Genomic DNA, 20,144 nt, shown 5'->3' on the forward strand with positions numbered 1-20,144 from the left:
GGCTTGCTTGTACGGCCGACTCAGATGTCGAGGAAGCGGACGTCCTTGGCGTTGCGCTGGATGAACGAGCGCCGCGCCTCCACGTCCTCACCCATGAGCACCGAGAACAGGTCGTCGGCCTGCGCCGCGTCGTCCAGCGTGACCTGGCCGAGCACCCGGTGGTCGACGTCCATCGTGGTGACGCGCAGCTCCTCGGCGTTCATCTCGCCGAGACCCTTGAAGCGCTGGATCGAGTCTTCCTTGATCCGCTTGCCGTTCTGCTTGCCGAGCGCGACAAGGGCGTCCCGCTCGCGGTCCGAGTACGCGTACTCGGAGTCGTCACGGCCCCACTTGATCTTGTACAGCGGGGGGCGCGACAGGTAGACGTGGCCGGCCTCGACCAGCGGACGCATGAAGCGGAAGAGGAACGTCAGCAGCAGGGTGTTGATGTGCTGGCCGTCGACGTCGGCGTCCGCCATCAGGATGATCTTGTGATAGCGGAGCTTCTCGATGTCGAAGTCCTCGTGGACCCCGGTGCCGAACGCCGAGATCAGCGCCTGGACCTCGGTGTTCTGGAGGATCTTGTCGACCCGGGCCTTCTCGACGTTCAGGATCTTGCCCCGGATCGGCAGGATCGCCTGGTACATCGGGTTGCGGCCGGACTTGGCCGAGCCGCCTGCGGAGTCACCCTCGACGATGAAGATCTCGCACTTGGTGGGGTCGTTCGACTGGCAGTCGCTGAGCTTGCCGGGGAGCGACGCGCTCTCCAGCAGCCCCTTGCGCCGGGTCAGGTCGCGCGCCTTGCGGGCCGCCACACGGGCGGTCGAGGCGGCGATGCCCTTGCGGATGATGTCGGCCGCCTCGTTGGGGTTGCGGTCGAACCAGTCCGTCAGCTGCTCGTGGACGACCTTCTGCACGAAGGTCTTGGCCTCCGTGTTGCCCAGCTTGGTCTTCGTCTGGCCCTCGAACTGCGGCTCGCCCAGCTTCACCGAGATGATCGCGGTCAAACCCTCGCGGACGTCCTCACCGGTGAGGTTGTCGTCCTTCTCGCGGAGCAGCTTCTTGTCCCGGGCGTACCGGTTGACCAGGGAGGTCAGCGCGGCGCGGAAGCCCTCCTCGTGCGTACCGCCCTCATGCGTGTGGATCGCGTTGGCGAAGGAGTAGACACCCTCGCTGTACTGCGTGTTCCACTGCATGGCGATCTCGACCGACAGCAGCCGGTCCTTGTCCTCCGCCGCGATGTCGATCACCGACTCGTGGATGACGTCGCCCTTGCGGGAGTTGAGGTACTTGACGAAGTCGACGATGCCGTTCTCGTAGTGGTACGTGACCGAGCGGGCCACTTCCTCCTCGGGAACGTCCGCCGCCTCGGCGCTGTCCGCACCGGCCGTCGCCTTCGCCGACTCGCGTTCGTCGGTCAGCTTGAGGGTGAGGCCCTTGTTGAGGAAGGCCATCTCCTGGAAGCGGCGCGAGAGCGTCTCGAAGGAGTACTCGGTCGTCTCGAAGATGTCGCCGTCGGCCCAGAAGGTGACGCTGGTGCCCGTCTCGTCGGTTTCCTCGTTACGCGCCAGCGGGGCGGTCGGGACACCGAACTTGTAGTCCTGGGTCCAGCGGTAGCCGTCGGTCTTCACCTCGACGGCCACCCGCGTGGAGAGGGCGTTGACGACGGAGACACCGACGCCGTGCAGACCACCGGAGACGGCGTAACCGCCGCCGCCGAACTTGCCGCCCGCGTGCAGGACGGTGAGGACGACCTCGACGGCCGGCTTGCCCTCGGACGGCACGATGCCGACGGGGATGCCACGGCCGTTGTCGACCACGCGCACCCCGCCGTCGGCGAGGATCGTGACGTCGATGGAGTCCGCGTGCCCGGCCATGGCCTCGTCGACCGAGTTGTCCACGACCTCCTGCACGAGGTGGTGGAGACCGCGCTCACCGGTCGAGCCGATGTACATGCCGGGCCGCTTGCGGACCGCGTCCAGACCCTCCAGCACGGTGATCGCGCTGGCGTCGTACGAGGACTGTGCCTCGGCCGGGACGGGAGCGGCGCCGCCCTCGTCCTGGGTGGACGGAATGTTCTCGTTGGGGTTGCCGGAATCGGCCACGAAGCGCCCTTTCTGGCACAGCACAGGCCGTTCTCCGGGCAGGCGGGAGCGGCTGCGTCGTTCGGCTTGTATCGACGGATCCCGCCAGACACGGGATTGTTCATCAGTCTACCGGTAGCGCCGACCCGAATGGGGGTTTGCGGGCACCTGAGTACGCATGTGCCGCCCTGAATGAGCGGCTGACGACTCCCCATATCCGGGACGGGGCCTCAAGGGGCTCACGGAGGCGTTGAGCGCTTCGGCCTGTCAGCCCTCCGCTACGGTGAGGGACGCCCGCTCACCACCATCCGGTTTCACGTGCCACGTAATTCGGTCCCCGGTCGGCCGAGACACCGCCCGGATCCGCTCGTGGGGACGAAAAACCCAGGTCGCGGGGGTCAGCCGTAGGTGTCGCCGGGGCCCGTGCTCCCCGGAGCGCGCAGCGGGCCGAACCGGTGCTGCGGCCCGCCGGGACCCAGCACCTTGATCATCCGCACCGTGCCGTTGCCCAGGTCCGCGTTGAGCCGGGCCACCAGCTGGGGAGCCAGCAGCCGCAGCTGCGTCGCCCAGGCCGTCGAATCGCACTGCACCGTCAGCACCCGCTGGTCCGGCTCCTCGTCGTACCGCACGGGCACACAGTGGAGGGCGAGGTCGTCGCCGACGATCTGCGGCCAGCGGCCCATCACCCCGCCCACCGCCGCCGGGGTCTCCCAGCCGCGCTCGGTGATCAGCCGGTTGATCGCGGCGCCCAGCGGCAACGGATCGCGGCCGTCCCGCCGCGCGCCGGAACGCAGCCCGCCGCCCCGCCTGGCCTGCTTCTTCTGCTGCGCCGCCTCGCCGCGCGCCCGCGCCTGCTCCTTGGCCGCGCGCAGGGCGACCCGGGCCAGGTCCACACCGGACGGCTCCGCCGGCTTCGCCCGGTCCTCGCCGCCCGGGGCCTTCCCCTCACCGTCGCCGCTCACACCCGCTCCACCTCGCCGGCGGACACCGCGTACCGCGTGCCCGCGAGCACCCCCGGCACGTCGTCGTCGACCGCGGCGGTCACCAGCACCTGCTCGGCCGGCGCCACCAGCTCGGCCAGCCGCACCCTGCGGCGGGCGTCCAGCTCGGCGAACACGTCGTCCAGCACCAGCACCGGTTCGTTGCCCTCGCCGCGCAGCAACTCGTACGAGGCGAGGCGCAGCGCCAGCGCGTACGACCAGGACTCGCCGTGACTCGCGTATCCCTTGGCGGGCATGCCGCGCAGGCCGAGCACCAGGTCGTCACGGTGCGGGCCGATCAGCGTCACTCCGCGCTCGATCTCCTGCTTGCGAACTCCGGCGAGGGCCTCGATGAGCTGCTCGTACAGCTCCTCACGCGTGCGCGCGGGGCCGCTCCCGCCGCCGACGGTGCTGCGGTAGTCCAGTGCCACCGGGCCACCGCCGGGCGCCACGTCCCCGTACGCCTTGTCCGCCAGCGGCTGGAGCGTGGCGATCAGGTCCAGGCGCTGGGCCAGCAGCTCCGCGCCCACCCCGGCCAGATGCTGGTCCCACACGTCGAGCGTCGACAGGTCCAGGGAGCGCCCGCCGTGCCTGCGGGCCATCGCGGCGGACTTCAGCAGGGTGTTCCGCTGCTTGAGCACACGCTCGTAGTCGGAGCGCACCCCGGCCATCCGCGGCGACCGCGCGGTGACCAGCTCGTCCAGGAACCGCCGGCGCTCGCCGGGGTCGCCCTTGACCAGGGCCAGGTCCTCCGGCGCGAACAGCACCGTCCGTACGATACCGAGCACGTCACGGGGTCTGACCTGCGACGATCTATTGACGCGGGCGCGGTTCGCCTTGCCCGGGTTGAGCTCCAGCTCGACCAGCTGTGAGCGTTCGCCCTGGGTGACGGCCGCCCTGATCACCGCCCGCTCGGCGCCCATGCGGACGAGCGGGGCGTCGGAGGAGACGCGGTGACTGCCGAGCGTGGCGAGGTAGCCGACGGCCTCCACCAGATTCGTCTTGCCCTGGCCGTTGGCCCCCACGAACACGGTGACGCCCGGGTCGAGGGACACCTCGGCCCGGGCGTACGAGCGGAAGTCGGCCAGCGACAGATGCGTGACGTGCATGATGTGCGCCGACCTTCCCGGCTTCCTGCTCCGTGCTCCATGGGCGGGAGGGACGGTCGGTCCCTCCCGTCCTCGTCGCGGGGTTACTTCTTGTTCTCGACCGCGTGGCCGCCGAACTGGTTGCGCAGCGCGGCGATCATCTTCATCTGCGGGGAGTCGTCCTGGCGCGAGGCGAAGCGCGCGAAGAGGGACGCCGTGATCGCGGGCAGCGGCACCGCGTTGTCGATCGCGGCCTCCACCGTCCAGCGGCCCTCGCCCGAGTCGGCCGCGTAGCCGCGGAGCTTGTCGAGGTGCTCGTCGTCGTCCAGGGCGTTGACCGCCAGGTCGAGCAGCCAGGAACGGATGACCGTGCCCTCCTGCCAGGAGCGGAAGACCTCGCGCACGTCGGTGACGGAGTCGACCTTCTCCAGCAGCTCCCAGCCCTCGGCGTACGCCTGCATCATGGCGTACTCGATGCCGTTGTGGACCATCTTGGCGAAGTGGCCGGCGCCGACCTTGCCGGCGTGGACCGCGCCGAAGTCGCCCTCGGGCTTCAGGGCGTCGAAGATCGGCTGGGCCTTCGCCACGTCCTCGGCGTCGCCGCCGTACATGAGCGCGTAGCCGTTCTCCAGGCCCCAGACGCCGCCGGAGACGCCGCAGTCGACGAAGCCGATGCCCTTGGCGCGCAGCTCCTCCGCGTGCTTCTCGTCGTCGGTCCAGCGGCTGTTGCCACCGTCCACGACGATGTCGCCGGGCGAGAGGAGCTCGGCCAGCTCGTCCACGGTGGACTGGGTCGCGGCTCCGGCCGGGACCATCACCCACACGACCCGGGGGCCCTTGAGGCTGCCCACAAGCTCTTCCAGGCTGTGGACATCGGCGAGATCCGCGTTGCGGTCGTAACCGATGACGGTGTGGCCTGCGCGGCGGATGCGCTCGCGCATGTTGCCGCCCATCTTGCCGAGGCCGACGAGACCGAGCTCCATCAGAGATTCCTTAGCGTTGTGCCGATTCGTACCCTCATCCGAGCCTACGCCCGGAAGGGGACAGGACGCCGGGCGTGCTCGGCGCTGAACACGCCCGTCGGGCCCCGCCGGGGCGGGGCCGGGGGAGGTCAGCCGGAGAGGCGGACCGGCATGATCAGGTACTTGTACGCGTCGTCCGCCTCGGCGTCCACGGCCGGGCGGCCGCTGAGCAGCGCCGGCTTGGTGGAGGTCGTGAACGAGAGCTGGGCGACCGGGGAGTCGATGGCGCTGAGGCCGTCGAGCAGGAAGGTCGGGTTGAAGGCGATCGAGATGTCGTCGCCCTCCAGCACGGCGTCGACCCTTTCCACAGCCTGTGCGTCGTCGCTGGAGCCGGCCTCCAGGATCAGGACGCCCTGCTCGAAGGTCAGCCGGACCGGGGTGTTGCGTTCGGCCACCAGGGCGACGCGCTTGACGGCCTCCACGAACGGAGCGGTCTCGATCACCGCTACCGAGTTGAACTCGGTGGGGAAGAGCGTGCGGTACTTCGGCAGGTCGCCTTCGAGCAGTCGGGTGGTCGTACGCCGTCCGGCGCCCTCGAACCCGATGAGTCCTTCGCCCGCGCCGGAGCCGGACAGCGCCAGGGTGACCGTGTCGCCGCTGGTGAGGGCCTTGGCGGTGTCGAGCAGCGTCTTGGCGGGCACCAGGGCGACGGCGGAAGCCTCAGGGTCCTCCGGCTTCCACAGGAACTCGCGGACCGCGAAGCGGTAGCGGTCGGTGGAGGCCAGGGTGACGGTGTCGCCCTCGATCTCGATGCGGACGCCGGTCAGAACGGGGAGCGTGTCGTCGCGGCCCGCGGCGATGGCGACCTGGGCGGCTGCGGAGGCGAAGACCTCACCGGGCACGGTGCCGGTCGCGGTCGGCATCTGCGGGAGCGCCGGGTACTCCTCCACAGGAAGGGTGTGGAGTGTGAATCGCGAGGAGCCGCAGGAGACGGTCGCCCGTACACCGTCTGTGGAAATCTCCACCGGCCGGTTGGGCAGGGCGCGGCAGATGTCGGCGAGCAGCCGGCCGGATACGAGGACGGTGCCGTCCTCCTCGACCTCGGCCTCGACCGAGACCCGCGCCGAGACCTCGTAGTCGAAGCTGGAGAAGCTGAGCGCTCCGTCCTCGGCCTTCAGCAGAAGGCCCGCGAGAACGGGCGCCGGCGGACGGGCCGGAAGGCTGCGGGCCACCCAGGCCACCGCCTCCGCGAGTACATCGCGCTCCACCCGGATCTTCACCGGAACCGCCTCCTGCTGTTTTCGCCCTGTCGGCCTTCGTCGTCGTCGGCCTTCGTCGTCTGGTCGGGTCGCTCCGCCGATGACGGGGGAGGACGCCGGGGACCAGTCTGACGCACCGCACCGACACTCGTTGCTGCTCGGGGTCAAATCGCGGCGAGCGGCCCGGAGCGCTCCGAGGGCGAGTTGTGCACAGGGCCCACTTCGAAACGGATTCCGGGCTAACTATGGGTGGTGGTAGTAGTAGGCCCTGTGGAAACCGTGGATAACCCCGTTTTCGCAGCTCAGAGCCCATTTTTTATCCACCGACCCTGTGGGCGGAACCGGTGGACAACCCGGGCTTTCTGTGGACACCCGGAAGTTGTGCACAACCCGTACACAGGGGAGGGCAGTTTCTCCCCAGGTCTGTCCCCAGCTTTACCCCCGTTCCCCACAGGGCAACCCTGCCTCTTGGTGTGACGCCTTTCACTCGGGGCGGTGATGGGGCCTGTCGTGTTGCCGAACAGTGGACAGCGATGTGGAGAAGCGGCCTCCTGCTGGGGAAAACGGCCCCGGACCTGTGGGCAGCCGGTGGACAACCTTGCGCACAGCCTGTGGACGAAGATCTTGTCCACAGGCTGTGGATCATCGTTGACCACAAATCCCCAACCCGCTGAGCTGGCCCGATGTCCTCCCGATGGTTCTGCCTGTGGATGCAGTATGGACAACTTTTGGATCCCCAGGCTGTGGAGGGAAAAAAGTGCCCGGATCTGTGGAGAACACCCGTGACCTCCCGGTTAATCGAACAGGCCGGGGCCCCCGGGAGTCGGCCCGGTGGACGGCCGGCCCCTGTCCGGAGCCGCGCGAAGGGGTTGCGAGCCGCTTTTCGGGGAAGACGGAAGGGCGCTGTGCGGACTCCTGACGAGTCCGCACAGCGCCCTTCGAGTACGTGCGGGAGCCGGCGCGGGGCGCCGTCAGCCGTTCTTGATGCGGTTGGTGAGCTCGGTGACCTGGTTGTAGATGGAGCGCCGCTCCGCCATCAGCGCCCGGATCTTGCGGTCCGCGTGCATCACCGTCGTATGGTCCCGGCCGCCGAACTGGGCGCCGATCTTCGGCAGCGAGAGATCGGTCAGCTCACGGCACAGGTACATGGCGATCTGCCGGGCCGTCACCAGCACCCGGCTGCGCGACGATCCGCAGAGGTCTTCCACCGTCAGGCCGAAGTAGTCCGCGGTCGCCGCCATGATGGCGGACGCCGTGATCTCGGGCGCCGTGTCCTCGCCGCCCGGGATCAGGTCCTTCAGCACGATCTCCGTGAGCCCCAGGTCCACGGGCTGCCGGTTGAGGCTCGCGAAGGCCGTCACCCGGATGAGAGCGCCCTCCAGCTCACGGATGTTGCGCGAGATGCGGGAGGCGATGAACTCCAGCACCTCCGGAGGGGCGTTGAGCTGCTCCTGCACCGCCTTCTTGCGCAGGATCGCGATGCGGGTCTCCAGCTCGGGAGGCTGTACGTCGGTGGTCAGTCCCCACTCGAAACGATTCCGCAACCGGTCCTCCAGAGTGACCAGTTGCTTCGGCGGCCGGTCGGAGGACAGCACGATCTGCTTGTTGGCGTTGTGCAGCGTATTGAAGGTGTGGAAGAACTCCTCCTGCGTCGACTCCTTGCTCGCCAGGAACTGGATGTCGTCCACGAGCAGGATGTCGACATCGCGGTACCGCTTGCGGAAGGTGTCGCCCTTGCCGTCACGGATCGAGTTGATGAACTCGTTGGTGAACTCCTCGGAGCTCACGTACCTCACCCGGGTGCCCGGGTAGAGGCTCCGCGCGTAGTGCCCGATGGCATGCAGCAGATGGGTCTTGCCGAGTCCCGACTCCCCGTAGACGAAGAGCGGGTTGTACGCCTTCGCGGGCGCCTCGGCCACCGCCACGGCCGCGGCGTGCGCGAAGCGGTTCGAGGCCCCGATGACGAAGGTGTCGAAGAGGTACTTCGGGTTCAGCCGGGCGTGCGGCTCCCCCGGACCGGGGGCCGGAGCGGGCTGTGCGCCCATCGGACCCGGGGCTCCGCCCGGCCGGCCGGTGCCGGGGCCGGGGCGGTGCTGCGGCTCCGGGAGCTCGGGGCGCTCGGAGCGGGGGCGCTCGGTGTGCTGGGGCTCGTACCCCTGGCGCTCGGGCGGCTGCTGACGGTAGTCGTGCTGCGGGGGGCGGCCGCCGCCGTACGGCTCGCGCCATTGGTCGACGGACGGCTCGCGGTCCTGGAACCCGCCGAGCCGGGGCTGCTGCCAGGAGAGGTCCTCCTGGGTGCGCGGCCAGGCGCCGGGCTCCGGTCGCTGCTGCTGGTAGTCAGGGTAGGCGGGCCGCGCGGTGGGCATGCCGTCGTCCGCGGACCGGCTCCCGTAGCCGTCGTACGCGTCACCGTGCCGGCCCTCGTCGTGCTGCGGGCCCGGGTAGCGGTGGGGCGGCTGGGGGGACTGGTGCATCGGGGGCGCCGGCGGGCCCGACGGCTCGCCGGCGGAGTCGTCCACCGTGATCGCGATTCGGATGGGGCGCCCGCACTCGCGGCTCAGCGTCTCGCTGATGAGGGGGGCGAGGCGGCCTTCGAGAACCCGCTTGCCCCATTCATTGGGGACGGCGAGGAGTGCGGTGTCGGCGACCAGGGCGAGCGGCTGGCAGCGCTCGATCCACTGCTTGTCCTTCGGCTCGATGCCCTGCTGCCCCTCCCCGAGGAGCTGCTCCAGCACTCGCGGCCACACTGCGGCAAGATCGGCAGGTACGTCAGCCACAGGGCACGCTCTCTCGCTGGTCCCACGAATGTGTGGTTCTCGGGACGGTATGGGTCGGGGTGGGTGAGGACCGGCAGGCGGGAAGAAAAAGAACCGGAGTTCAGTCACGGTAGTCAGCACGACCCGCGACGTTCAAGTCGTTGTCCACAGCCTGTGCACAATGGGGGCCCCGACAGGGTCGGTTTGACCGGATGGCGTAGCCGCGCGTACCGTGACCAGGTCGAGTTGTCGATGGCTGCTGCCGCCTGCCTCCGATGGGCAAAGATCACGATCTGTGATTGTGAATGCGGTGCACTAGGGCGTTTACGCGAGTCTCTCGTGGGCGCACGGTGACAGCCAGGCGATGTCCCGCCAACACACGAGTCATTTCTGGAGCCCCCGAGTGAGCAAGCGCACCTTCCAGCCGAACAACCGTCGTCGCGCGAAGACCCACGGCTTCCGGCTGCGTATGCGCACCCGTGCCGGCCGCGCGATTCTCGCGTCCCGCCGTAGCAAGGGTCGCGCCAGCCTGTCCGCCTGATCGCGTACAGGTCGTCATGACGTGCTGCCTTCCGAGAATCGGCTGAGGCGGCGCGAGGACTTCGCGACCGCGGTACGACGAGGACGCCGGGCCGGTCGCCCGCTCCTCGTCGTCCATCTACGAAGCGGTGCAACCGACCCGCACGTGCCTGGGGAGAACGTTCCCCCGCCGCGTGCGGGTTTCGTTGTCAGCAAAGCCGTGGGTGGTGCGGTCGTCCGCACAGCGGTGAAGCGCAGGCTTCGCCACCTGGTCCGAGAACGGCTCGCCCTGCTTCCCCCCGGTAGCCTGGTTGTCGTACGAGCGTTGCCCGGAGCGGGCGACGCCGGCCATGAACAGCTGGCCCGAGACCTGGACGCCGCCTTGCAGCGGCTGCTGGGAGGGGGCGCGCGATGAAGTACCCGCTGCTGGCTCTCATCAAGCTGTACCAGTGGACGATCAGCCCACTTCTCGGGCCTGTCTGCCGTTACTACCCGTCGTGTTCCCACTATGGATATACGGCGATCGACCGGCACGGAGCGATCAAGGGAACGGCGCTGACAGCCTGGCGCATCCTGCGATGCAATCCGTGGTCACCCGGCGGCGTGGACTACGTACCACCACGCAAACGTCCGCGTTGGCACGAACTGCTGCGCAGCGCCATACGCGGCAGCAAGGGCGGGGACTCCGCCGCTGACGTGCCTTCCGGAGGTTCGGCCACCGAACCTCCGAGTTCGGCCGCAGAGACTTCGCCCAATGCTCAAGGAGCCTGATTAGTGGACACGATTGCCAGTCTGTTCAGCTTCATCACCTGGCCCGTCTCCTGGGTCATCGTCCAGTTCCACAAGTTGTACGGGGCGATCTTCGGCCCTGACACGGGATGGGCCTGGGGTCTGTCCATCGTGTCCCTCGTGGTGCTCATCCGCATCTGCCTGATCCCGCTGTTCGTCAAGCAGATCAAGTCGACGCGGAACATGCAGCTGCTCCAGCCGAAGATGAAGGCGATCCAGGAGCGCTACAAGAGCGACAAGCAGCGTCAGTCCGAAGAGATGATGAAGCTGTACAAGGAGACGGGTACCAACCCGCTCTCCTCGTGCCTGCCGATCATCGCGCAGTCGCCGTTCTTCTTCGCGCTGTACCACGTGCTCTCCGCCATCGCGTCGAACAAGAAGATCGGTGTCATCGACCAGTCGCTGCTGGACAGCGCCCGTCAGGCCCACATCTTCGGTGCTCCGCTGGCCGCCAAGTTCATGGACAGCGCGGAGAAGGTCGACGCCCTCGGTGCTTCGCTGACCGACGTCCGGGTCGTCACCGCGGTCATGATCGTGATGATGTCGGCCTCGCAGTTCTTCACGCAGCGCCAGCTGATGACGAAGAACGTCGACCTGACGGTCAAGACGCCGTACATGCAGCAGCAGAAGATGCTGATGTACATCTTCCCGCTGATCTTCGCGGTCATGGGCATCAACTTCCCCGTCGGTGTCCTCGTCTACTGGCTCACCACGAACGTCTGGACCATGGGTCAGCAGATGTACGTGATCAACCAGAACCCGACGCCGGGCAGCAAGGCCCAGGAGCAGTACCTCGGGCGCGTGCTGAAGAGCGTCACCACGCACGGCGAGGTCCGTGGCCGGACCCGGCGCAACACCGTCAAGCGGATCGTGGCCAAGGGCCCGGACCGCAATGACATCGAGCGGAAGTTCGTCGTCGGACTGGCCAAGCTGGGGCTCGCTCCCCAGGAGGACGGCACGGTGGCCAAGAGTGACACCGCCGTCGCCGAGGCCGAGGGCGGAGCCCCGCAGCGTCGCCAGCAGCCCAAGCGGCAGACGAAGGCACAGCGCCAGACCGGTGCGGCCCACCAGGGCGGACCCAAGGACGACGACTCCGTCGACTCGGCTTCCAAGACCTCCCTGAAGAAGAGCACCGCCCAGGACGACAAGTCGAAGCCGGCGGGCAAGACCGCGTCCGGCTCCTCACGCCAAGCCAAGTCCGGACAGCGCAAGGGCCCGCAGCGGCCCAAGCACCCGTCCAAGAAGTAAGAAGGAGTCCATCCGTGACGGAAGGCACCACCTCCACGGCCGCTGAGGGCAGCGACACCCTGACCCGCCTTGAGCAGGAAGGGGAGATCGCAGCGGACTACCTCGAGGGTCTGCTCGACATCGCCGACCTCGACGGCGATATCGACATGGACGTCGAGGCGGACCGGGCCGCGGTCTCGATCATCAGCGACTCGGCGCGCGAGCTGCAGAAGCTCGTGGGGCGCGACGGCGAGGTCCTGGAGGCTCTTCAGGAGCTGACGCGGCTCGCCGTACACCGGGAGACCGGTGACCGCAGCCGTCTGATGCTGGACATCGCCGGGTTCCGGGCCAAGAAGCGCACGGAGCTCGCCGAGCTGGGTGCCAAGGCGGCGAACGAGGTCAAGAGCACCGGTGAGCCGGTGAAGCTGGACCCGATGACGCCGTTCGAGCGCAAGGTCGTGCACGACGCGGTTGCCGCGGCGGGCCTGCGCAGCGAATCGGAGGGCGAGGAGCCGCAGCGCTTCGTCGTCGTCCTGCCGGCCTGACCGGCTCCTTACCTGTCGGCCCCGTCTGTTCGCAGACGGGGCCGATCTTTGTCAGCCTGATAGACAGCCACCCATGGTGCGTAGTGCGGTATGGAAGGACGGTCCCCCGTGACGGAGGAAGTAGCGCTTCCCCAGGCGCCCGACGAGGCCCGGGAAGTATTCGGTGAGTGCTTTCCCGAGGCTGTCCGGTACGCGGAACTGCTGGCGGACGCCGGGGTCACACGCGGACTGATCGGGCCGCGCGAGGTTCCGCGTCTGTGGGAGCGGCACCTGCTGAACTGTGCGGTGCTCTCGGAGGTCGTCCCCGAGGGGGTCACGGTCTGCGATGTCGGCTCCGGGGCAGGGCTGCCGGGCATTCCCCTGGCGCTGGTGCGCCCGGACCTGAAGATCACGCTCCTGGAACCGCTGCTGCGTCGGACGAACTTCCTCCAGGAGGTCGTGGAACTGCTGGGGCTCGATCATGTGACGGTGGTCCGCGGCCGGGCCGAGGAGGTTCTCGGCTCCCTGCAGCCGGTGCACGTGGTGACTGCCCGGGCGGTGGCGCCGCTGGACCGGCTGGCCGGCTGGGGTGTGCCCCTGCTGCGTCCGTACGGCGAGATGCTCGCGCTCAAGGGCGACACCGCCGAGGAGGAGATCAACGGTGCCCGGGCCGCCCTCAGCAAGCTGGGTGTGGTGGACACCGAGGTGCTGCATGTCGGCGAGGGCGTAGTCGACCCCACGTCCACCGTGGTCCGAGTGGTGGTCGGTGAGAGTCCGGGCGGTGTGAGGTTCGCCGCAAAGCGAGCCAAGGCAGCGCGGACCAGCCGGACGCGTCGCCGTCGCTGAGCCCTTCGCGGAGTGTCGTGTCTCCGTAGCTACGCTGCGGAGGCATCGTGTTTCACGTGAAACGTCGTTCTCTGCTGCATGGAATCATCGGCCGCGGTCATGAGGCGGCCGCCCCTCCCCATCGCAGGCCCGTTAGGGCTACGGAGTTGTCCACAGAAGTGGTTTCATCCACAGAAGAGCGGGCCTCGCTGGTTCATGACCCCGAAACCATGACAGGCTCTGCTCATTGCGAGCCTGAAGTCGAGGAGAGTGAATCCTTGCGGTCCGACGCCAACATCGCGGGGCCGATGACCGATCCGGTCCCCGGCCCCCGAACCGAATCGGTGGGGAACGGTGTTTCACGTGAAACACCGCCGCCGATGGATGACACACCCATCGGTCGTGCGGCCCAGCTGGCGGTGGAGGCCCTCGGCCGAGCCGGCGAGGGGCTGCCGCGGCCCGAGCAGACCCGCGTCATGGTCGTGGCCAACCAGAAGGGCGGGGTGGGCAAGACCACCTCGACGGTCAACCTCGCCGCTTCGCTGGCACTTCACGGGGCGCGGGTCCTGGTGGTGGACCTCGACCCGCAGGGCAATGCCTCGACGGCTCTGGGCATCGATCACCACGCCGAAGTTCCCTCGATCTATGACGTTCTGGTGGAGAGCAAGCCGCTCTCCGACGTGGTTCAGCCCGTTCCGGACGTCGAAGGTCTCTTCTGCGCCCCGGCCACCATCGATCTCGCCGGTGCGGAGATCGAGCTGGTGTCGCTGGTGGCGCGGGAGAGTCGACTCCAGCGCGCCATCCAGGCGTATGAGCAGCCGCTGGATTACATCCTGATCGACTGCCCGCCCTCACTGGGCCTGCTGACGGTCAACGCACTGGTGGCCGGTGCGGAGGTGCTGATCCCCATTCAGTGCGAGTACTACGCACTGGAGGGGCTGGGTCAGCTCCTGCGGAACGTCGAGCTGGTACGGGGCCACCTGAACCCCGATCTCCATGTCTCGACCATCCTGCTCACCATGTACGACGGCCGGACCCGGCTGGCGTCGCAGGTAGCGGAAGAGGTTCGCAGCCACTTCGGCAAGGAGGTGCTGAGGACCAGCATCCCCCGGTCGGTCCGCATCTCCGAGGCACCGAGTTACGGGCAGACCGTGCTCACGTACGACCCCGGGTCCAGTGGGTCGCTGTCCTACCTCGAAGCAGCCCGCGAGATCGCGCTGCGAGGGGTTGGGGTGCACTACGAGGGACAGCACGCCCACACGGGCGGTTCGATCAGTCAGCAGAGCAATTCGGAGGGGATCCAGTGAGTGAGCGTCGTCGAGGGTTGGGGCGAGGGCTCGGTGCCCTGATCCCAGCCGCTCCGCAGGAGAAGCAGCTGTCATCCACCGGGTCCGGGGCTTCCTCGCCGGTTCTGACCACGGAGCGGGGGGTGGCCGCCGCCAAGGTGGCCACGCTCGGAGCCAATCCCGTCGTGCCGGAGCCGAGCTCGCCGGTCTCGGGGGTCGAGTCGACGGCCTCGGGCGATGTAGCCGGCGCGTACTTCGCTGAGTTGGTGCTCGACTCGATCACGCCGAACCCGCGTCAGCCGCGTGAGGTCTTTGACGAGGACGCGCTGGCGGAGCTGGTCACCTCCATCAAGGAGGTCGGTCTCCTCCAGCCGGTCGTCGTGCGCAAGATCGGGACCGACCGCTTCGAGCTCATCATGGGCGAGCGGCGCTGGAGGGCCTGCCGTGAGGCGGGCCTGGAGCGCATCCCGGCCATCGTCCGGGCCACGGACGACGAGAAGCTTCTCCTGGACGCCCTCCTGGAGAACTTGCACCGGGCTCAGCTGAACCCGCTGGAGGAGGCCGCGGCCTACGACCAGCTGCTGAAGGACTTCAAGTGCACGCATGATCAGCTGGCGGACCGGATCGGCCGTTCCCGGCCGCAGGTGTCCAACACCCTGCGTCTGCTGAGGCTGTCTCCTCCGGTGCAGCGGAGGGTCGCCGCCGGGGTGCTGTCGGCGGGCCACGCGCGCGCACTGCTGTCGGTGGACGACTCCGAGGAGCAGGACAAGCTGGCCCATCGCATCGTGGCCGAAGGGCTCTCGGTGCGTGCGGTCGAGGAGATCGTGACGCTCATGGGCTCCCGGCCCACGAGCGCCAAGAAGGCCAAGGGCCCCCGGGCCGGGGCACGGCTCTCGCCGGCGCTCTCCGATCTGGCGACGCGGCTCTCCGACCGGTTCGAGACCCGGGTGAAGGTCGATCTCGGGCAGAAGAAGGGCAAGATCGTCGTCGAGTTCGCCTCGATGGAGGACCTGGACCGCATTCTCGGCAGTCTCGCGCCGGGCGAGGGCCGAGTGCTTGACCGCGCCGGCTCCGAGGAGCCGGCCGAGGACGACGAGAGCTGACACGCGCCGAACGACGCGAGGGCGGGCTGTTTCCGGTTCACGGAATACAGCCCGCCCTTTGCTCTGTCTCGGTGTCGGCTTGATCCGGCGGTGGTTACGATCGTTGCGGCAGGGCATTTCCGTCCATGACGCAGTGGGCGAGAGAAGTGAGGAACAGCCTTCATGGGGCGTCGGCTCGTACCGCTCACGCTGGACAACCTTTCCGACCTTCCCCGGCGCTGCCGCTCCTGTGTCTTCTGGGAGCTCGACCCGGTCAGCGGGGAAGCCGCCGTCAAGAGCGGGACATCCGACCGGGAGAAGGAGGCGTGGATCTCCGGGGTTCTTCTGGAGTGGGGCTCATGCGGGCGCGTGGTCTACGTCGATGACGTGCCGGTCGGCTTTCTGCTCTACGCACCACCCGCATACGTTCCGCGTGCCACCGCCTTCCCGACGAGCCCCGTCTCCCCCGATGCCGTTCAGCTGATGACCGCGCTGATCATGCCGGGCTACCGGGGGCAGGGGCTGGGCCGGGTCATGGTGCAGACCGTTGCCAAGGATCTGATCCGCCGGGGCTTCAAGGCGATCGAGGCCTTCGGTGACGCCAGGTGGAAGGAGTCGGCCTGTGTGCTGCCTGCCGATCACCTTCTGGCGGTGGGGTTCAAGACGGTGCGCCCGCACCCGGTGCATCCTCGGCTACGGCTGGAACTGCGTACGACGCTCTCTTGGAAGGAAGACGTCGAGCTAGCCTTGGACCGGCTCCTGGGAGCGGTACAGAAGGAGCCTGCGCTGCGGCCGTTGTGAGGCATGCTCAGTGACGCATGCAAAACGGGCCCGTCCTGGGGAGGACGGGCCCGTTTCACGTGAAACAAGCGGACGCAGGTGCTGCCTTAATGGTCCTTGTCAGCGATGAAGCCCTCAAGGTCGCGGAGGATCGCGGCCTTCGGCTTGGCGCCGACGATGGTCTTGGCAACCTCGCCGCCCTGGTAGACGTTCAGCGTCGGGATGGACATGACGCCGTACTTGGCGGCGGTGGCCGGGTTCTCATCAATGTTGAGCTTCACGACCTCGATCTCACCGTGCTCGGCCGCGATGGCCTCCAGCGACGGAGCGATCTGGCGGCACGGGCCGCACCAGGCGGCCCAGAAGTCCACCAGCACGGGCTTGTCGCTCTTGAGGACGACCTCTTCGAAGGAGTCGTCGGTCACGTTCTGCAGGGCGCCGGCCACGGCGGCCTCCTAATTTCGCGGGGTGTGTGGGGATGTGGGTGAGGCGTGGGTCAGACGGCGGCCGCAGGAGCGGCCTTCTCGTCGTCGGCGAGCGCGGCGAGGAAGCGCTCGGCGTCGAGGGCGGCGGAGCAGCCGGTGCCGGCCGCAGTGATCGCCTGGCGGTACGTGTGGTCGACGACGTCACCGGCGCCGAAGACGCCGGCCAGGTTGGTGCGCGTCGAGGGCGCGGCGACCTTCAGGTAGCCCTCGTCGTCGAGGTCGAGCTGGCCCTTGAAGAGCTCGGTGCGCGGGTCATGGCCGACGGCGATGAACAGGCCGGTCACGGGCAGCTCGGAGGTCTCGCCGGTCTTGGTGTTGCGCAGCGTCACGCCGGAGAGCTTCTGCTCACCGTTGACCCCGGCGACCTCGCTGTCCCAGGCGAACTTGATCTTCGGGTCGGCGAAGGCCCGGTCCTGCATGGTCTTGGAGGCGCGCAGGGTGTCGCGACGGTGGATGATCGTGACCGACTTGGCGAAGCGCGAGAGGAAGGTGGCCTCCTCCATGGCGGTGTCGCCACCGCCGACCACGGCGATGTCCTGGTCCTTGAAGAAGAAGCCGTCGCAGGTCGCGCACCAGGAGACGCCGCGTCCGGAGAGCGCGTCCTCGTTGGGGAGCCCGAGCTTGCGGTGCTGGGAGCCCGTGGTGACGATGACTGCCTTGGCGCGGTGGACGGTGCCTGCCGTGTCGGTGACGGTCTTGATGTCACCGGTGAGGTCGACGGAGACCACGTCGTCCGGGACCAGCTCGGCGCCGAAGCGCTCGGCCTGGGCACGCATATTGTCCATGAGCTCGGGGCCCATGATGCCGTCCTGGAAGCCCGGGAAGTTCTCCACGTCGGTGGTGTTCATGAGCGCGCCACCGGCGGTGACGGCCCCCTCGAAGACCAGCGGCTTCAGCGAGGCGCGCGCGGTGTACAGGGCGGCTGTGTAGCCGGCCGGGCCGGAGCCGATGATGATCACATTACGCACGTCGCTCACGGGTTTCTTCCTCGTCTCTGCAGACTGCCTACTGTCCACGCCTACTGGGGCCGGTTCAACGACTCTCACCCCACCCAACGGATCCTACGGGGGATGCATTCCCGACGTGCCGGGGTGGCTGGCGGCGCGGTTCTCAGGGGCGCGCGTAGCCATGCGTGAGCAGCAGCTTCCCCTTGGAGGGAGGCTCGGCTCCCACGCAGGTCGCGTCCACGACATACGCCTGAACGCTCTCCGGGTCCGTGGGGTGGGGCAGAACGACGAGGAACGCGTCGGTGCCCTCGTAGGTGCCCCGCTCGATGGCGAGGGCCGGGCTGTTCCGGCCGATGCCTTCCTCTACGCAGGCAGGGACGGTGACAGCGGGGGCCCGGAGGGGGGACTCGGGAGACATGGAGTCCGAGGGATCTGCCTGGAGCGAGGGCCGGGATTGGGGCGAGGACTGCGAGCCGACGGAGGAATCCTCCGCCTCTCCCTTGGGAGCCTGTGGGCTCTTGGTACCCGCGCCCGGGCCCAGCAGTGTGTGGACTCGGTCCTTGAGGGTTGCTGCGGAGAACTCCTGCGAGCGGCTCTTCGCCGTGGCCCCCGCGTCCTGGCTGACGTCGGAGGCGGAGGTATCACTTCTCTCCGCTCCCGGGATGTTCTGCAGCAGGAAGACACTCATGCCGACCAGGGCGGCTACCCCCAGGGCGGAGGCGAGCAGGGTGGCACGGCGACGCCTTCGGCCGGGATGCCCTCCGGGGCCCGTGTTCGCGCGCGCATGTCCGGCCGGACGGTCTGGGACATGTGACCGGGACGGAGGGGGCCCGGTTATGTGCGCGGGCTCTGTTATGTGCGGAGGCTCTGTTTCACGTGAAACATCGGTCGCCGCATCCGGCTCCGCGCGATGACTCCGCGCCTCGGCGGCGAGCGCGGCGTCGATGCGGGCGGCGATGTCTGCGGGCATGGGCTCGGGAGCCGGCAGGTCGCCGAGCAGCCCCCGAATCTCCTCCAAGGAGGCGAGGACGTCGCTGCAGAGTTCACAGGCGTCCATATGGCCGCGGATCTCGGCTGCGCGGATTTCGGGAAGCAGGTCCTCGGTCAGGTCGGAGATCTCCGAGACTTCCGGGTGCTCGGTCGTGCCGGGTGCTGACGTCATCGGTGTCCACCTCCGCCCTTCATCACAGTGGGGTCGCTCGTGGCCGCGTCTCGTGGACCGGCTGCCGGTGGGACGGATGCTCTGGGCGTCCGGTTCCCTTCCGTCCCGGGCGCCTCGTCGGCGCGACCGTCGCTGCGGAGATGCCCCAGCAAGGGGGCCAGGCGGGCGCGGCCACGTGCGCAGCGGCTCTTCACGGTGCCCACGGGCACATCCAGGATGCGAGCGGTCTCGGCCACCGGGTACCCCTGCATGTCCACGAGGACGAGCGCTGCCCGCTGTTCGGTGGGGAGGGTGGCAAGGGCCGCGAGAAGTTCCCGGTGGAGATCGTGGCGTTCCACCGGTGCCTCCGCGGACTCATGCGGTTCCAGCAGCTGGTCCAGCCGTTCCGGGTCGTCGACAGGTGAGGTCTTCCGGGACGCGGCCTTGCGGACGCGGTCGAGGCAGGCGTTCACCGTGATGCGGTGCAGCCAGGTGGTGACGGCGGACTGGCCTCGAAAGGTGTGGGCGGCGCGGAAGGCGGAGATCAGAGCGTCCTGTACGGCGTCTGCCGCTTCCTCGCGGTCGCCCAGCGTCCGCAGGGCCACGGCCCACAACCGGTCGCGATGGCGTCGGGCCAGCTCGCCGAAGGCGTCGGGGTCACCCGCCACATGCTGGGCAAGGAGGTCCGCGTCGCTCGGTGGATCGGCGGCATCGGCGCCGTAGCGCTCGCGGTCTCCCCCCTCAGCTGTCGCCATCCGTGCATTCAAACCGATCCACGCCGGGAAGTAAATGGAGAGGTCGGGTGGATTGTATGAATGATAAAAGGCGCGATTCGCTCGCGCCTCAGAGGTGCCCTGTCCGCCCTATATTGAGGGAAATCAGAAAGGGGACCATGTGATGCAGAAGCATGTGAAGCGATACCTGGGAAAGGTTCTCCCGGCCGTTCTCGCCGCACCCGTGCTCGTGGCGTTGCTCCCGGGGAGCGCACAGGCGGCCACCTATGCGATGGACGGGAAGAATCCCATTTCCGCCGGGTGCTCCGGTGATGCAACTACCGTGAAACGGGCACTGATCGGTACCTCCAGCTGGACACTCGGCGCCATTGAGCTGCGGTACAGCGTCAAGTGCCACACCGCCTGGGCGCGGATCAGCCTCTCCGAAGACGTGTGGGGCAAGGCCCAGATCGTGCGGAACTCGGACGGTAAATCTTATAACTGCACGAAGCTTTCCTACAGCTCGTCGCTCGGCACATATACCTGCTACACGGCAATGGTCTACGACAAGGACCCGCTCTCCGCATTCGCGGAAGGCTGGTCCCAGTACGACAACGTGAGCCTCCACTCGAAAACGCCTTCGTACTGACCGCTGGGTCCGCTTGCGGGCAAGGAATTGGGGCTGGGCCGGATCCGAGGATCCGGCCCAGCCCCAATC

20 protein-coding genes are annotated in these 20,144 nt (G+C 68.3%); 10 read left to right on the forward strand and 10 right to left on the reverse strand.

Annotated features, from left to right (window positions below):
* Window positions 1-20: 20 nt before the first annotated feature.
* The 6 genes from gyrB to dnaA all read right to left on the reverse strand — a co-directional run bounded on the left by gyrB (window position 21) and on the right by dnaA (window position 9,129).
* Entirely contained in the window at window positions 21-2,108 is a 2,088-nt protein-coding gene (gyrB, locus tag ACFZAT_RS25085; RefSeq protein ID WP_391267374.1) for a DNA topoisomerase (ATP-hydrolyzing) subunit B, read from the reverse strand.
* Between the two features lie 353 nt (window positions 2,109-2,461).
* The gene (locus tag ACFZAT_RS25090) at window positions 2,462-3,025 is read right to left on the reverse strand and encodes a DUF721 domain-containing protein (protein ID WP_073966644.1); all 564 of its coding nucleotides are present in this window, start codon (window positions 3,023-3,025) and stop codon (window positions 2,462-2,464) included.
* A complete protein-coding gene (recF, locus tag ACFZAT_RS25095; protein WP_391267378.1) occupies window positions 3,022-4,152 on the reverse strand; it encodes a DNA replication/repair protein RecF in 1,131 nt (376 codons plus the stop codon). Before recF ends, ACFZAT_RS25090 begins: the two co-directional genes overlap by 4 nt.
* 83 nt (window positions 4,153-4,235) lie before the next feature.
* Complete coding sequence (gene gnd, locus ACFZAT_RS25100) at window positions 4,236-5,114, reverse strand: phosphogluconate dehydrogenase (NAD(+)-dependent, decarboxylating) (protein WP_391267381.1); 879 nt, start codon at window positions 5,112-5,114, stop codon at window positions 4,236-4,238.
* Window positions 5,115-5,242: 128 nt separating this feature from the next.
* Window positions 5,243-6,373: a DNA polymerase III subunit beta gene (dnaN, locus tag ACFZAT_RS25105; protein ID WP_073966647.1), complete on the reverse strand. Its 1,131-nt coding sequence runs from the start codon at window positions 6,371-6,373 to the stop codon at window positions 5,243-5,245.
* A gap of 950 nt (window positions 6,374-7,323) precedes the next feature.
* Window positions 7,324-9,129, reverse strand: coding sequence for a chromosomal replication initiator protein DnaA (gene dnaA / locus ACFZAT_RS25110; protein WP_391267384.1), 1,806 nt, complete (start codon window positions 9,127-9,129; stop codon window positions 7,324-7,326).
* Between the two features lie 382 nt (window positions 9,130-9,511).
* Here dnaA and rpmH point away from each other — a divergent pair, with 382 nt between their 5' ends.
* The 9 genes from rpmH (at window position 9,512) to ACFZAT_RS25155 (ending at window position 16,161) form a co-directional block, all read left to right on the forward strand.
* Window positions 9,512-9,649, forward strand: coding sequence for a 50S ribosomal protein L34 (rpmH, locus tag ACFZAT_RS25115; RefSeq protein WP_006348049.1), 138 nt, complete (start codon window positions 9,512-9,514; stop codon window positions 9,647-9,649).
* Window positions 9,650-9,670: 21 nt separating this feature from the next.
* Window positions 9,671-10,042 carry a ribonuclease P protein component gene (rnpA, locus tag ACFZAT_RS25120; protein ID WP_073966650.1) on the forward strand — a complete coding sequence of 124 codons (372 nt, stop codon included), beginning with the start codon at window positions 9,671-9,673 and terminating at the stop codon, window positions 10,040-10,042.
* The gene (gene yidD, locus ACFZAT_RS25125; RefSeq protein ID WP_391267389.1) at window positions 10,039-10,398 is read left to right on the forward strand and encodes a membrane protein insertion efficiency factor YidD; all 360 of its coding nucleotides are present in this window, start codon (window positions 10,039-10,041) and stop codon (window positions 10,396-10,398) included. Before rnpA ends, yidD begins: the two co-directional genes overlap by 4 nt.
* A 3-nt stretch (window positions 10,399-10,401) precedes the next feature.
* On the forward strand, window positions 10,402-11,664 hold the full coding sequence (gene yidC / locus ACFZAT_RS25130) for a membrane protein insertase YidC (RefSeq protein ID WP_391267391.1): 1,263 nt from the start codon (window positions 10,402-10,404) through the stop codon (window positions 11,662-11,664).
* Between the two features lie 14 nt (window positions 11,665-11,678).
* A complete protein-coding gene (locus ACFZAT_RS25135) occupies window positions 11,679-12,188 on the forward strand; it encodes a R3H domain-containing nucleic acid-binding protein (RefSeq protein WP_161207463.1) in 510 nt (169 codons plus the stop codon).
* Between the two features lie 108 nt (window positions 12,189-12,296).
* Window positions 12,297-13,013 carry a 16S rRNA (guanine(527)-N(7))-methyltransferase RsmG gene (gene rsmG / locus ACFZAT_RS25140; protein ID WP_073966654.1) on the forward strand — a complete coding sequence of 239 codons (717 nt, stop codon included), beginning with the start codon at window positions 12,297-12,299 and terminating at the stop codon, window positions 13,011-13,013.
* 209 nt (window positions 13,014-13,222) lie between these two features.
* Window positions 13,223-14,299, forward strand: a complete 1,077-nt coding sequence (locus ACFZAT_RS25145) for a ParA family protein (RefSeq protein WP_365677373.1) — start codon at window positions 13,223-13,225, stop codon at window positions 14,297-14,299.
* On the forward strand, window positions 14,296-15,381 hold the full coding sequence (locus tag ACFZAT_RS25150; protein WP_391267396.1) for a ParB/RepB/Spo0J family partition protein: 1,086 nt from the start codon (window positions 14,296-14,298) through the stop codon (window positions 15,379-15,381). The genes ACFZAT_RS25145 and ACFZAT_RS25150 overlap by 4 nt, the downstream gene beginning before the upstream one ends.
* Window positions 15,382-15,543: 162 nt before the next feature.
* Complete coding sequence (locus tag ACFZAT_RS25155) at window positions 15,544-16,161, forward strand: GNAT family N-acetyltransferase (protein WP_391267397.1); 618 nt, start codon at window positions 15,544-15,546, stop codon at window positions 16,159-16,161.
* An 86-nt stretch (window positions 16,162-16,247) separates the two neighbouring features.
* On the opposite strand, the gene trxA is transcribed toward ACFZAT_RS25155, so the two are convergent.
* From trxA to sigM, 4 genes are all read right to left on the reverse strand, one after another.
* Complete coding sequence (trxA, locus tag ACFZAT_RS25160; RefSeq protein ID WP_391267398.1) at window positions 16,248-16,586, reverse strand: thioredoxin; 339 nt, start codon at window positions 16,584-16,586, stop codon at window positions 16,248-16,250.
* A gap of 50 nt (window positions 16,587-16,636) precedes the next feature.
* Window positions 16,637-17,602, reverse strand: a complete 966-nt coding sequence (gene trxB / locus ACFZAT_RS25165) for a thioredoxin-disulfide reductase (RefSeq protein ID WP_391267399.1) — start codon at window positions 17,600-17,602, stop codon at window positions 16,637-16,639.
* Between the two features lie 133 nt (window positions 17,603-17,735).
* Complete coding sequence (locus ACFZAT_RS25170; RefSeq protein ID WP_391267400.1) at window positions 17,736-18,260, reverse strand: hypothetical protein; 525 nt, start codon at window positions 18,258-18,260, stop codon at window positions 17,736-17,738.
* 470 nt (window positions 18,261-18,730) lie between these two features.
* Complete coding sequence (sigM, locus tag ACFZAT_RS25175; RefSeq protein WP_391267401.1) at window positions 18,731-19,468, reverse strand: RNA polymerase sigma factor SigM; 738 nt, start codon at window positions 19,466-19,468, stop codon at window positions 18,731-18,733.
* 142 nt (window positions 19,469-19,610) lie between these two features.
* Between sigM and ACFZAT_RS25180 the strand changes: the two genes are divergently transcribed.
* Complete coding sequence (locus ACFZAT_RS25180) at window positions 19,611-20,075, forward strand: DUF2690 domain-containing protein (protein WP_391267402.1); 465 nt, start codon at window positions 19,611-19,613, stop codon at window positions 20,073-20,075.
* The last annotated feature ends 69 nt before the right edge of the window (window positions 20,076-20,144 follow it).

The organism is Streptomyces sp. NPDC008163 (assembly GCF_042956885.1).
GTDB classification, from domain to species: domain Bacteria; phylum Actinomycetota; class Actinomycetes; order Streptomycetales; family Streptomycetaceae; genus Streptomyces; species Streptomyces drozdowiczii_A.